This is a genomic window from Furfurilactobacillus entadae, assembly GCF_045862745.1.
Classification (GTDB): domain Bacteria; phylum Bacillota; class Bacilli; order Lactobacillales; family Lactobacillaceae; genus Furfurilactobacillus; species Furfurilactobacillus entadae.
Genome location: NZ_BQXN01000007.1, coordinates 39,667 through 53,694 on the forward strand (window position 1 = coordinate 39,667; position 14,028 = coordinate 53,694).

General features: G+C 48.3%; 13 protein-coding genes. 11 read left to right on the plus strand and 2 right to left on the minus strand.

Annotated elements, in window-relative coordinates; genetic code table 11:
• Positions 1–82 precede the first annotated feature (82 nt).
• Positions 83–1,099 carry an NADP-dependent oxidoreductase gene (locus ACKTR5_RS04615; RefSeq protein ID WP_407879560.1) on the minus strand — a complete coding sequence of 339 codons (1,017 nt, stop codon included), beginning with the start codon at positions 1,097–1,099 and terminating at the stop codon, positions 83–85.
• Complete coding sequence (locus ACKTR5_RS04620; RefSeq protein ID WP_407879562.1) at positions 1,092–1,433, minus strand: ArsR/SmtB family transcription factor; 342 nt, start codon at positions 1,431–1,433, stop codon at positions 1,092–1,094. Before ACKTR5_RS04620 ends, ACKTR5_RS04615 begins: the two co-directional genes overlap by 8 nt.
• Before the next feature lie 202 nt (positions 1,434–1,635).
• Between ACKTR5_RS04620 and ACKTR5_RS04625 the strand changes: the two genes are divergently transcribed.
• The 11 genes from ACKTR5_RS04625 to eno all read left to right on the plus strand — a co-directional run bounded on the left by ACKTR5_RS04625 (position 1,636) and on the right by eno (position 13,887).
• Complete coding sequence (locus ACKTR5_RS04625) at positions 1,636–2,673, plus strand: aldose epimerase family protein (protein WP_407879564.1); 1,038 nt, start codon at positions 1,636–1,638, stop codon at positions 2,671–2,673.
• Positions 2,674–2,906: 233 nt separating this feature from the next.
• On the plus strand, positions 2,907–3,152 hold the full coding sequence (locus tag ACKTR5_RS04630; protein ID WP_407879566.1) for a hypothetical protein: 246 nt from the start codon (positions 2,907–2,909) through the stop codon (positions 3,150–3,152).
• Between the two features lie 45 nt (positions 3,153–3,197).
• Entirely contained in the window at positions 3,198–4,631 is a 1,434-nt protein-coding gene (locus ACKTR5_RS04635; RefSeq protein WP_407879567.1) for a glycoside-pentoside-hexuronide (GPH):cation symporter, read from the plus strand.
• A gap of 20 nt (positions 4,632–4,651) precedes the next feature.
• Positions 4,652–5,821: a galactokinase gene (locus ACKTR5_RS04640; protein ID WP_407879569.1), complete on the plus strand. Its 1,170-nt coding sequence runs from the start codon at positions 4,652–4,654 to the stop codon at positions 5,819–5,821.
• A gap of 26 nt (positions 5,822–5,847) precedes the next feature.
• On the plus strand, positions 5,848–7,311 hold the full coding sequence (locus ACKTR5_RS04645) for a UDP-glucose--hexose-1-phosphate uridylyltransferase (RefSeq protein WP_407879571.1): 1,464 nt from the start codon (positions 5,848–5,850) through the stop codon (positions 7,309–7,311).
• A gap of 8 nt (positions 7,312–7,319) precedes the next feature.
• Positions 7,320–8,309, plus strand: a complete 990-nt coding sequence (locus tag ACKTR5_RS04650; protein ID WP_407879573.1) for a LacI family DNA-binding transcriptional regulator — start codon at positions 7,320–7,322, stop codon at positions 8,307–8,309.
• Positions 8,310–8,482: 173 nt separating this feature from the next.
• Complete coding sequence (locus ACKTR5_RS04655; protein ID WP_407879575.1) at positions 8,483–8,983, plus strand: phosphatidylglycerophosphatase A family protein; 501 nt, start codon at positions 8,483–8,485, stop codon at positions 8,981–8,983.
• A gap of 193 nt (positions 8,984–9,176) precedes the next feature.
• The gene (gene gap, locus ACKTR5_RS04660) at positions 9,177–10,193 is read left to right on the plus strand and encodes a type I glyceraldehyde-3-phosphate dehydrogenase (RefSeq protein WP_407879577.1); all 1,017 of its coding nucleotides are present in this window, start codon (positions 9,177–9,179) and stop codon (positions 10,191–10,193) included.
• Between the two features lie 188 nt (positions 10,194–10,381).
• Positions 10,382–11,581, plus strand: coding sequence for a phosphoglycerate kinase (locus ACKTR5_RS04665; RefSeq protein WP_407879579.1), 1,200 nt, complete (start codon positions 10,382–10,384; stop codon positions 11,579–11,581).
• A gap of 135 nt (positions 11,582–11,716) precedes the next feature.
• Entirely contained in the window at positions 11,717–12,478 is a 762-nt protein-coding gene (tpiA, locus tag ACKTR5_RS04670; protein WP_407879580.1) for a triose-phosphate isomerase, read from the plus strand.
• Positions 12,479–12,567: 89 nt separating this feature from the next.
• Entirely contained in the window at positions 12,568–13,887 is a 1,320-nt protein-coding gene (gene eno / locus ACKTR5_RS04675; RefSeq protein WP_407879582.1) for a phosphopyruvate hydratase, read from the plus strand.
• Positions 13,888–14,028: the final 141 nt, after the last annotated feature.

Genomic DNA, 14,028 nt, shown 5'->3' on the forward strand with positions numbered 1-14,028 from the left:
TCGTTTTCAAGGGGGTTAGCGTTACATTCACTATAAACGAAAATAACGGGCGCCGACAAACGAAATTTTTCATAGGGCGAGATTAATCCGGCATGCTGATGGTGATTTTCCCGGTGGCGTGACCACTTGCAGAGTAGGCGAGCGCTTCCGTTGCCTCAGCTAACGGAAAGTCACGGTCCATGACGGGGTGAAACTGACCGCGATCAATCAGATCTGCCAGCAAGGCTAATTGGTCACCGCTTTCGTGCATGATCAAAAAAGCGTAGCGAACCTGCGCCCGCCGCGCAGCCCGGGTGATCTTCCGACTGACCAGGCCAAACAGTGTGGCTTTAATGGCCCCGAGCTGTTCGCGCCGAGCGTAATCAGCGTCTGGCATACCCGCAATCGACACGACAATGCCGCCCGGTTTGACAACCTTGAAGGCGGCCATGAGGGCGTCGCCACCGAGGGTATCAAAGACCGCGTCATAATCGTGGATGACATCATCGAAATTAGTGGTGTGGTAGTCAATGACTTCATCTGCGCCCAAATTTTTAACCAATTGCTGGTTCGCCGCACTGGTGGTTGTGGCCACGTAGGCCCCGAGCTGTTTTGCAATCTGAATTGCGCTGGTTCCAACGCCACCAGCACCGGCTTGAATGAGGACCTTTTGGCCGGGCTTTAGGGCCATCAAGTCGTGAAGTGCCTGGTAGGCGGTGAGACTGACAAGGGGGACCGCCGCAGCTTCTTCGTAGGTCAAAGACGATGGTTTAAGGGCGAGATCCGTGTCGCGGGCCGCAATGTACTGGGTAAACGTACCAGAACGATCATCGCGGGGCCGACTGTACACGTCATCGCCAATGTTGAACGCGGTAACTTGGTCGCCAACTGCCATAACGGTGCCAGCAAAGTCGTTGCCCATGATCATTGGAAATGTGGGTGTGTGGGGTAACGCAATTTGAATTTGATTGTTTTGTAAACGGGTGTCCACCGGGTTGACGCTTGCTGCGCGAATGGCAACAAGAACATCGTGTGGGCCAACCGTTGGAACAGAAACGGTGGTCAATTTAGCAGGTTGTTTTGGTCGATCGACGACCAGGGCGGTCATGGTATTAGTCATGGATGGGATCCTCCTTTAGGGTTTCAATAATCTCGACAAGGCCCTTTAATTTCGCGAAGTTTGTGCGGATGTCGACTGAATAAAAGTTCATCGTTCCTTGCTTGCGGACGTTAACGAGGCCACTATCTTTGAGCAGTTTGAGGTGGTGCGAAACGGCTGGACGGGACAAATTCACGGCGGCGGTGATGTCGCCAACCCGAAGGCCTTCTGCACAGGTCGTGCCAATCAAAGTTAATAAGATGGCTTGGCGGGCTTCATCGCCCAGTGCAACAAGCATGGGCTGACATGCTGAAAAGTTCGTCCGGGCTTGGTTGAGCTGTTGTTGCGTAACCATAAAAAGACTCCTTTCGTTGAATGGTTTAAACATTTGAACTGATGATACGACGTGTTGGCATAAGGCGCAACATTGAGAAAGAAAGTCGAGACGAATGAATGACAGCGGAAAAATGATAAAGAATCGTATCATTCTATTGAAAACGCTTTCAAGAAAGTGCTAACCTTATGTGGTAAAGTTTAGTAAACACGGAGGTAGGGAAATGAATATTGAACAACAACCATTCGGAACTTTAACAGACGGGCAGGATGTTACCCAGATCACGTTAACAAATGACCACGGCACGACATTACGGGTCCTGACGCTTGGCGCAACGTGGCAAGGGTTTGACGTGGCTGATGGTCATGGTGGTCAAAAGAATTTGTTGATCAGTTATGATAATTTACACGATTATGAAGCAACGCCGTTTTACGTTTGTAAGACGGTTGGCCGGGTGGCGGGCCGCATTGGTGGCGCCACGTACGCCATTGATGGCACGACCACGACACACACCAGTGATCAAAACGAAAATAAGAATACACTTCATGGTGGAAAACACGGTTTTTCTGACGTGGTGTGGACGGTTTCGGATCAGCATCAGGATGCAGAATCAGTCGCTGTGACGTTAACGCTAGCCGTTGACGGAACGGTCGACCACTTCCCAGGCGACATGACGGTGGCGGTGACGTACACACTAACGAATGCCGACCGGGCAACATGGACGATCACCGGGACGAGTGACGCCGTAACATTGTTTAATCCAACCGTTCACACGTACTTTAACGTGACGGATCACCATGAGCTAAGTAGCCAACAACTGTTTATTAATGGCCGTCATCGCATCTTATTGAACGATGAAAAGGTGCCAACCGGGGCGTTTGCAGATGTAACGGATACGGCGTATGACTTTACGAAGCCCGTCACCGTTACCGAGCAGTTAGCTAAGCTTGCGGCAACAACGGGGGGCGTGGAGTTTGATGATGCCTATCGGGTCAACGGAAGCACTGATCGGCCGATTGCAACGGTCAGTGACCCTGAGAGTGGCCGGGCGTTAGATCTATACTCAGCTCGCAACGGGTTGGTCATCTTTACGGCGGACCCATACGCGTATGATCAGCCAGAGCCGACGCCGTTTACAGCGTTAGCCATGGAGGCCCAGTGGTTGCCTGATGCGATCCATCACGATGGCTTTGGTGACATTGTATTACCAGCGAATGCACCACAAACGTACGAGATCAGTTATCAATTCCGGCAGAACTAACTGCTGGTTGTCATAAAGGAAGCGTTCTTGGGGGATGAAAATCCGCAAGAACGTTTTTTTACTAAAACTTTATAAAATTGTTAATCGAGTTAGTTAAGCCCGCTAATCAGCAATGACAACCGGTTGCATGACTTTTGCATGATAAACATCGTTATTGTAAAGTTTACTAAAACTGGTTATAGTGAATGACGAAAGCGCTTACAAAAAAACAAAATTGTACGGGAGGCAATCACATGGCAAGTCAAAATCAAAAACTCACGATCGATCCAGATAAGTTTGCTCGGGCAGTGTTAGGCGGTAACGCCCAACGTCCGGATGAGGAAAATAAGCGGTACATCAAACGGCAGTTAACGTTATATCTAGAAGCAACGCTGTTAGTTCAAGATTTTAACGATCTTGAAGAAACCTCGTTTGACATCGCAAAGGCAAAGCAACGAAATGACATCTTGGAAAAAGTCATTGAACGTCGTTACAGCTAACGTCCTACCGAAAATACTGGAACGATAGACAAGGAGAACGGACTCATGAAACAAATGAAGCAATATTTATCTTACGCGTTTGGGGCCTTTGGGCATGACGCGTTCTACGCAACGTTAAGCACTTATTTTGTTTTCTTTGTGACCAGCCAGCTGTTCCAATCTGGTAGTCACGCAAATGATACAAAGATGATCAGTATCGTGACGATGATGATCATGATCATTCGGATCGTTGAAATTGCCTTTGATCCGCTGATTGGTGGGGCAGTTGACAACACGCGCACCCGCTGGGGAAAGTTTAAGCCCTGGTTGCTTGGTGGGGCAGCGATTAGTTCACTGATGCTGATCCTGATTTTTACCACGTTTGGTGGTCTGTCCGTTAGTCAGCCAACGTTGTACCTGATCTTGTTTGGAATTGCCTTTGTTGTTTTGGACATTTTTTATTCATTTAAAGATATTGCGTTTTGGTCAATGTTACCTGCCCTGACCGTTGATTCTGGAAAGCGGGCGAAGTTCGGGACGATTGCCCGGTTTGGCTCAACGTTGGGTGCCCAAGGGGTTGCCATTATTATCATGCCAACGGTTGTTTTGGTTTCTAGCTGGTTTGGCGCTACTAACGGTCAACAAAACAAAGCAGGGTGGCTCGGTTTTGCCATTTTAATTGGGGTTGTTTCATTTTTAGGGGCTTTATCGACCGCCGTTGGAACCAAGGAAGAAGACAACGTCATTCGTCAAAATACCGAAAAGGTCGGCATTGTTGGTATTTTCAGGGTGTTGTTCAAAAACGACCAATTGATGTGGTTATCACTGTCATACTTCTTGTTTGCCTTTGGTTACGTGATTACCAGTCAACTGTTCCTATACTACTTCAAGTACGTGATTGGGAACGCTGGTGCGTTTAGTCTGGTCGGCGTTGTAACTGCCGTTTTGGGAATTGTTTCAGTTATCTTATTCCCAGTTTTGGAAAGCTTAATCAAACGGAAGGCCATCTACGTGGGCGGAATTGTGATCATGCTTGTTGGTTACGTGGTCTTCATGTTTGCTGGGAGCAGTGTTGTTGCAAGTTTAGTTGCCATTTCTCTGATTTTCTTCCCATACCCAATGATCTTCCTAGCCGCTTTGATGACCATCACAGACTGTGTTGAATACGGGCAGTTGCACATGGGCACACGGAACGAATCCGTTACGTTAGCCGTTCGGCCACTGATTGATAAATTAGCCGGTGCGTTTGCCAACGGGGTTGCCGTTTTGACCGCCATCTTTGCCGGAATGAGTGGGAACGCTAAGCCGAGTGACATTACATCTGGGCAAATGTTTAACTTCAGAATGTACATTTTCTACATTCCAATGATCATGATCGTGTTGGCCGGAATCGTTTACTTTACGAAGGTTAAGTTGACGGAAGCGAAGCATGACGAAGTGGTTAAGGAACTGGAACAAAAACTTGGCGCGAACCAAGAAGAAATTAACGAAATCAAGTAATCAAAAGGACGGTAACAATCATGGACGTAGCAACGATTAAACAAGAATTTACGGATGCCTTTGGGCAAGCACCACAACAAGTGTTTTTCTCACCTGGCCGGATCAATTTAATCGGTGAACACACGGACTACAACGGTGGTCACGTCTTTCCGTGTGCCATTAGCTTAGGAACGTTTGGGGCCGTTAGTCCACGTGAAGATAACACGGTGCGGATGTACTCGGCTAACGTAGCGGATGCCGGTACGTTGACGTTTGACATTAACGACCTGGACTTCCATAAAGACTTTGGGTGGGGAAACTACCCGAAGGGCATGATGTTCGAATTAGCTAAAAAGGGCGCCAAATACGACCACGGTTTTGACCTGTACGTTCACGGGAACTTACCCGATGGGGCCGGATTATCCTCCTCAGCGTCCATTGAATTACTGGTTGGGGTCGTGCTGAAGTCCTTGTTCAACTTAGACTTCACCCAGTTGGACCTTGTGTACGCTGGTCAACAGGTCGAAAATGATTACATCGGCTTGAATTCTGGGATCATGGATCAGTTTGCTGTTGGGATGGGGAAGAAGGATCAAGCCATCTTCCTCGACACGAACAGCATGGATTATGAATACTACCCAGTGGATCTCGGCAATAACGTTGTCTTGATCATGAACAGTAACAAGTCACATGATCTGGCCAGCTCAAAGTACAACGAACGGCGTGCACAGTGTGAAGAAGCACTGGCCCGGATTCAGACAGGCGTTGACGTTAAGACGCTGGGCGATCTATCCAAGGAAGCCTTTGACCAGGCAACGTATCTGATCAACGACGATACGTTGATTCGGCGGGCTCGCCATGCGGTCTTTGAAAACCAACGGACTTTGGATGCTAAGCAGGCCTTAGATGATCATGATCTGACCCGGTTCGGTCACTTGATTAGCGCTTCCCACATTTCTTTACAGTATGATTATGAAGTGAGCGTGCCAGAACTCGACACGTTGGCAAAGACCGCGTGGTCACAAGATGGTGTTCTGGGTGCCCGGATCATTGGTGGCGGTTTTGGTGGCTGTGCCATTGCCATTGTTGACCGTGACCAAGTGGACCACGTGCGTCAGGTTGTCGGCGACACATACAAGCAGGCATTTGGCTACGCAGCAGACTTTTACGTTGCCGAAATTGCGGATGGTGCCCGTGAAGTAACAGAATAATTTGTTCAAGGATGGTAAAACGCGTTATGGCAGAAGATGCGATTGAGAATTTGATTAAACAAGCCTTACAAACGGGCGCATACGAACCACTGGACCAAGTGTACTTACGCAACCGGATTTATGCGTTGATTGGCGATCAACAAGCGGTGCCCCAGACAGAAACGGGTGTTGCCGCAATGAGCGATGCGCTGGTTGATGCGGCGGTCAAACAGCAGACGATTGAAGATTCACCAACGGCGCGTGAACTACTTGACGGTCAACTGATGGATCTGATGACGCCTACACCCAGTCAGGTGAATGCCCGTTTTTGGCAGGCCTATCAGCAGGGAACGGAGGCAGCCACCAGTTATTTTTATCAGTTGAGTCAAACCAACAACTACATTAAGACAGCGGCGATCGCAAAAAACATTGTGTTTAACACTGGCACTGATTTTGGTGATTTAGAGATTACCATCAACCTCTCAAAGCCAGAAAAAGACCCGAAGGCAATTGCGGCCGCAGCGACGACCACGGCCAGTGGCTACCCATTGTGCCAGTTATGTCTTGAAAACGAGGGTTACCGTGGGCGGCTTGGGTATCCAGCCCGCAGTAACCACCGGGTGATTCGGATGATGGTCGGTGGCCGGCCGTGGGGCTTCCAGTACTCGCCATACGCGTACTTCAGCGAACACGCCATCTTCTTAGATGAACAGCATGTGCCCATGAAAATCGATCGGCAAACGTTTACGAACCTGTTTGAGATCATCACAACGTTGCCACAGTACTTTGTTGGAAGTAACGCGGATCTGCCGATTGTGGGCGGCTCAATGCTGAGCCATGAACACTATCAGGGCGGGCGCCACACCTTCCCAATGATGACGGCCCCGATTGAAACGCCGTTTACACTGGCTGATTACCCCGATGTTGCTGGTGGGGTGGTCAAGTGGCCAATGACCACGTTACGTTTACGTGGCACGGACACCCAGTCTTTAAGCAGTGCAGCGGAACACATTCGGACCGTGTGGAACCACTATGATGATGCAACCGTGTCCGTTAAGGCCATGACCGGTGATGTGCGCCATCACACGGTTACGCCGATTGCCTATCGTGATGGTGACCAGTACGTGTTGGATCTGGTTTTACGTGACAACCAAACGTCAGTGGATTACCCAGACGGGATTTTCCATCCCCATCAGGATGTGCAACACATCAAGAAGGAAAACATTGGCCTCATTGAAGTGATGGGCCGCGCCATTTTACCAGCCCGATTGAAAGCAGAGATGCAAGAAGTTGAACGGTTCCTGCTGGATGAACCAAACGACATGGCTGATTACCACCGTGACTGGGCAGAAATGTTGAAGTCCGCAAACACGGTGACGGCCGAAAACGTTGAAACAGTCGTTCATGACGCGATTGGAACCGTCTTTGCCCGGGTCTTAGCTGATGCAGGGGTCTTTAAATGGGACGACGCAGGGCGTGCTGCTCAAGCACGGTTCCTTGCGGCGTTGTAGGTGACACTATGGCGACCTTGAAGGATATTGCAGCACGGGCTCAGGTGTCGCTAGCGACGGTTTCACGGGTGCTAAATTATGACGCCACAATGGCGGTCAGTGACGAGACCCGACGGCGGATCTTTGAAGCGGCTGAGGCGTTGAACTACACGAAACACCGTCATCAAGCGGTTAATAAGGCCGTGAAACGTATTGCTGTGGTGGAGTGGTATTCACAAACACAGGAAATGGAAGACCTGTACTACCTGTCGATTCGGGTCAGCATTGAACGAGCTGCGGCAGCCGCCGGATTTCAGGTGGTCACCGTTTTTGCGGGGCGGTTGGGTCAACTGAGTGAACCAGTGGATGCGGTGATCGCGTTGGGTAAGTATTCGCCAGCAGAAGTGGAACAGCTGGCTTCACTTGGCGGACACCTCGTTTTTGTTGACTTTGATACGTTGGGCCTCAACTATGATTCCGTTGTGACCGACTTTAACCATGCGGTAGCCGGGGCGGTTAAGACGTTATTGAATGGCGGGGCCAACCGGGTTGGGTTATTGTCTGGTAGAGAAACGACGGTCGATGGCCGGCTGGCGGTGATCGACCCACGGATCGAACCGTTTAAGGCCGCCGTTCAATCGTCTGATACGACACCGGTTATGGCCCAAGGTGACTATTCTCGTCAGTCTGGTTACCGTGAAATGCAGCGACTGATTCGGGAACAGGGGCACAACTTGCCGACTGGGTTTGTGATCAGTAATGACGCGATGGCGGTTGGTGCGCTAAAGGCCCTTACTGAGGCGGGGATTGCGGTGCCGGCGCAGGTTCAGCTGGTCACGTTTGACGATACATCCATCGCAAGTTACGCAATTCCAGGGTTAACGGCCGTTCACGTGGCCACTAATCACATGGGGATGGCGGCGGTGGAGTTAGTTCGAGATGCCCTTGACCATGACCGCCAGATCGCAAAACAGGTGGTTATGGGGACCCGGCTAGTGGTCCGTGAAAGTACGCGATAACAATGATTTAAACATGAATGGCCGCTTTCCTGATGTGGGAAAGTGGCCATTTTATTTGGTGTGGTGGCGGCAGTGTCAAACGTGAATTTTAGGTGCAAAGGGCGTAAACTAAACATGTGTTTGTGATTAAACAATTGCAAACGATGAGAAATTAAGGAGGACATCCATTTATTATGAATAATGCATCCTTTAAATATCCAGACCAGGCGGCGTTTGACCTGATGACCGCCCAACTAGCGGCAAAAAACGTGACGTATAAAGACATTGCGGCAATCACAAAGGATCTACAAAAGCCATATTTGCCAGATGTTCCGTTAAGTGAGTTTGAGGCAGAAACGATTGACGTGCTTCATAAACGTGAAGTGATGAATAATGTCATGGTGGCGTTAGAACTGGATCGACTTGCGACGGCCGGTGATTTACAGGAACCATTGCAAAGCATTATTCGCAATGATGCGGGTGTGTTTGGGGTCGACGAAGGGCTCGCGCTGAACATTGCGAACATGTACGGGACCATCGGGGTCACAAACTACGGGTACGTTGATAAGGTAAAAGAAGGCGTCATTAAACGGTTAGACGAGCAAAAAGATGGGCAGGTCAACACGTTTATTGATGACATGGTGGGTGCATTAGCCGCTGCCGTGGCGGCCAAAGTCGCTCATAAATATGCGTAATCACTTTTGAAAATCAGAAAATAAATCTGATTAATGATCATGCAAACGGGAAAATGGCGTTTTGAAAATAGTTTTATGAAAATGAACGGGCGCCGTTATGAAAATTGAGTGGAATGTTTGCAGGATTGTGTTGTTTGGCTTATAATTCTTCATGTATTAATCATATCTTTTCCTTAAGGGAGGAAGTTCACCAATGACTGTTAAAATTGGTATCAACGGATTTGGCCGTATCGGCCGTTTAGCTTTGAAGCGGATCCACGAATTGAACACTAGCGACATCGAAGTTGTTGCCATCAACGACTTGACCACACCTTCAATGTTGGCTTACTTACTGAAGTACGACTCCACTCATGGCAAGTTCCCTGGTGAAGTTAGCTCAACGGACACAGGTATCGTCGTTGACGGTAAGGAAATCCCTGTTTACGCTGAACGCGACGCTGCGAACATTCCTTGGGTTAAGAACGACGGTGTTGACTACGTTCTGGAATGTACTGGTTTCTACACTTCAGCTGAAAAGTCACAAGCCCACTTGGACGCCGGCGCAAAGCGTGTCCTGATCTCAGCACCTGCTGGTAAGATCAAGACTGTTGTTCCTGGTGTTAACCTGGACGTTTTGAACAACGATGACAAGATCGTGTCAGCTGGTTCATGTACCACTAACTGTCTTGCACCTTTGGCTTACTTCATGAACGAAGAATTCGGGATCAAGGTTGGGACGATGACGACGGTTCACGCCTTCACTTCAACTCAATCAATCCTGGACGGCCCTCGTGGTTCAAAGGCTCGTAGTAATCGGACTGCTTCAACAAACACGATTCCTCACTCAACTGGTGCTGCTAAGGCCCTTGGGTTAGTTATTCCTGAATTGAACGGTAAGTTACAAGGACACGCACAACGTGTTGCTGTTGTTGACGGTTCATTAACTGAATTGGTAACTGTTCTGGACAAGAAGGTTACTGCTGACGAAGTTAACGCAGCCATCAAGAAGCACACTGAAGGTAACGATGCCTTTGGTTACAACGATGACGAAATCGTTTCAAGCGACATCATTGACGATGCTCATGGTTCCGTATTTGACCCAACTCAAACGGAAGTTACCACTGCCGGTGACAGCCAAATCGTTAAGACCGTTGCTTGGTATGACAACGAATGGGGCTTCACTTGCAACATGATCCGCACGTTGCTGAAGTTCGCCACTTTGGAAGCATAATTTAAACCATTACGTTTTTGAGATAACGTGGCAAAGGCGGGCGGGGTTAACTCCGCCCGCCTTTTTTATGGCGAATTTCGTGGAACGTTTCACAAACATTAATAATAAATTGCAGTTAGCGGTGGTTTTTGACGATAAAAATCGTTAAACTATAATCCGTACAAACAAACCGTTAGGAGGATGTTACCTTGGCTAAATTAACTGTTTCTGATTTAGAATTAACTGGTAAAAAAGTTTTAATGCGTGTTGACTTCAATGTGCCCATCAAAGATGGGGTGATTGGTAACGACAACCGGATCGTGGCTGCATTGCCAACAATCAACTATGTTATCGAACATGGTGGCCGTGCCATCTTGTTCAGTCACTTAGGTCGGATTAAGACTGAAGATGACAAGAAGGAATTATCCATGCGTCCCGTTGCTGAACGGTTGAGCAACTTGTTAGGCAAACCCGTAACGTTTGTCCCAACAACACGCGGTGCACAATTGGAAGACGCCATCAGTAACTTGAACGATGGTGAAGTCCTGTTATTTGAAAACACCCGTTTTGAAGACTTAGATGGCAAGAAGGAATCTGGCAACGACCCTGAATTGGGCGAATACTGGGCTTCTCTTGGTGACGAATTTGTTAACGATGCTTTCGGAACTGCGCACCGTTCACACGCGTCAAACGTTGGGATCGCAACGGCCATGAAGGCTGCTGGCAAGCCTGTTGCTGCCGGCTTCTTGATGGAAAAAGAAATCAAGTTCTTGGGTGACGCTGTGGACAACCCTGTTCACCCATTTGTTGCCATTCTTGGTGGTGCAAAGGTTTCTGATAAGATCGGTGTCATCGACAACTTGTTGACGAAAGCTGACAAGGTTATCGTTGGTGGTGGGATGGCCTACACGTTCTTTGCCGCACAAGGCTTAACGGTTGGGAACTCCTTACTTGAAAAGGACAAGATCGACATGGCGAAGGACATCATGGCAAAGGCTGGCGACAAGCTGGTTCTGCCAATTGATTCCGTTATTGCCAAGGAATTCAACAACGATTCAGCTTCTGAAATCGTTGACGGTGACATTCCTGACGGTTACATGGGCTTGGACATCGGTCCTAAGTCAATCGAACTGTTTGAAAACACGTTACGTGATGCGAAGACAGTTGTTTGGAACGGACCAATGGGTGTGTTTGAAATGCCTAACTTTGCTAAGGGAACGTTGGCAATTGGTAAGTTCTTGGGTGACCTTGACGCAACGACCATCGTTGGTGGTGGTGACTCAACGGCTGCCGTTCAACAACTTGGTGTTGCTGATCAATTGACCCACATTTCTACTGGTGGTGGTGCTTCACTTGAATACCTGGAAGGAAAGACTTTACCAGGGATTGCTGCCATTAGCGACAAGTAATTTAAATGAGCTGACGTCGAATGTATTTTCGGCGTCAGCTTTTTTTGAAGCAAATGATGAAAGCGTTCTCGCTAGTATTTGGCGACTAAGTTCACTACAATAACGATGTACTGACTGTGCAAAGGAGGAATGTGGATGCGGATTCCGATGATTGTAGGAAACTGGAAGATGAACAAGACGGCCGATTCCGTTGCTGCGTTTGTGGATGGGATTCGTGGTAATTTACCCCCGGCCGCAGAAATTGAGACAGCGGTGTGTGCACCAAGTTTATTTTTGGATCAGCTGGTTCGTGAGACACGTGACTTGCCCATTGAGGTTGGCGCAGAGAACTGCTACTTTGAGGACAACGGTCCCTATACAGGTGAGACCAGCCCGTATGCGTTAAGTCAGGCGGGGGTCGACTTTGTCATTTTGGGCCACTCTGAACGGCGTAAGTTATTTCGTGAGACGGATGAGATGGTGAACCTCAAGGTGCAAGCGGTGTACCGAAACCACATGCGCCCAATCATCTGTTGTGATGAGACGATGGGCCAACGTGAGGCTAATGATGCGGTTCACTGGGTCGTGGCACAGGTGATCGAAGCACTAAAGGGTGTTTCCGAAGAACAGGCGCGCACAGCCATCATTGCTTATGAACCTAGCTGGGCCATTGGAGTTGGGACACCGGCAACACCCGACCAAATCGAGGAAGGGTGTTACCTGATTCGTCAAACTGTGGCCGACGTATATGATGATGACGTGGCGGATGATGTTCGCGTTTTGTACGGTGGTTCCGTGAAACCAGCCAACATTAATGCGATTATGCAAAAGCAGGACGTTGATGGTGTGTTGGTCGGGAATGCAAGTTTAGAACCAGAATCATTTTTGGAGCTCATCAGTAACGACCCAGGAAAATAATTGCGCATCAGCTTGATAGTGAAACGTCTAACACATATAATAGTGGGGAAGTCTTTGTGACTACATTTACCCAATAAGGAGAGAATAAGATGTCTATTATTACAGATATTTATGCACGCGAAGTTTTAGATTCACGCGGTAACCCAACTGTTGAAGTTGAATTGTACACGGAAAGTGGTGCAATGGGCCGTGGAATCGTTCCTTCAGGTGCCTCAACTGGTGAACATGAAGCCGTTGAATTACGTGACGGTGACAAGAGCCGGTACCAAGGTAAGGGTGTTACCAAGGCCGTTGACAATGTCAACAACCTTATTGCTAAGGAAATCGTTGGTTACGACGTTACTGACCAAATTGCCATCGACCAAGCAATGATCAAATTAGATGGTACTCCAAACAAGGGTAAATTAGGTGCAAACGCCATTTTGGGTGTTTCATTGGCTGCAGCCCGTGCTGCTGCTGACGAACTTGAAGTTCCCCTTTACAACTACTTAGGCGGGTTCAATGGCCACGTCTTACCAACACCAATGATGAACGTTATCAATGGTGGGAAGCACGCCAACAACAAGGTTGATTTCCAAGAATTCATGATCATGCCTGTTGGTGCCCCAACCATTAAGGAAGCCGTTCGTTACGGTTCAGAAACATTCCATGCTTTGAAGAGCATCTTAAACGACCGTGGTTACTCCACTGCCGTTGGTGACGAAGGTGGTTTTGCGCCTGACTTGAAGAACAACGAAGAACCTTTTGAAATTCTTGTTGAAGCCATCAAGACTGCTGGTTACGTGCCTGGTAAAGACATCGCCATTGCCTTTGACTGTGCTGCTTCAGAATTCTACAACACAGAAACAAAGAAGTACGACTTAGTTGGTGACGGCAAGAGCTACACTGCCGCAGAATTCACTGACTTGTTGGAAAGCATCGTTGACAAGTACCCAGTTGTTTCAATCGAAGATCCTCTGGATGAAAACGAATGGGAAGACTGGGCAACCTTGACAGAACGTCTTGGCAAGAAGGTTCAATTGGTTGGTGACGACTTGTTCGTTACAAACACTGACTACCTTGCTAAGGGGATCAAGATGGGCGTTTCTAACTCAATCTTGATCAAGTTGAACCAAATCGGAACGTTGACTGAAACAGTTGCAGCCATTGAAATGGCCAAAGAAGCCGGTTACACGGCCATTGTTTCTCACCGTTCAGGTGAAACTGAAGACACAACCATTGCTGACTTAGTTGTTGCAACTAACGCCGGCCAAATCAAGACAGGTTCATTGAGCCGTTCAGAACGGATCGCTAAGTACAACCAGTTGATGCGGATTGAAGACCAATTGAACACAACTGCTGAATACAAGGGCATTCACTCATTCTACAACTTGAGCGAACAAGCTCGTAACGCCATCCTTAGCAAGTAATTCTTGCTGAGATGAACGTTAAAATGGGTACGGAAATTATTCCGTACCCATTTTTTTGTGGCAGACGGGTTATTTGCAAAGAAATGATAAAAATAAACGTTTTTCGCTACTTTCGTTTACTTTGTACACCTATACTGAATA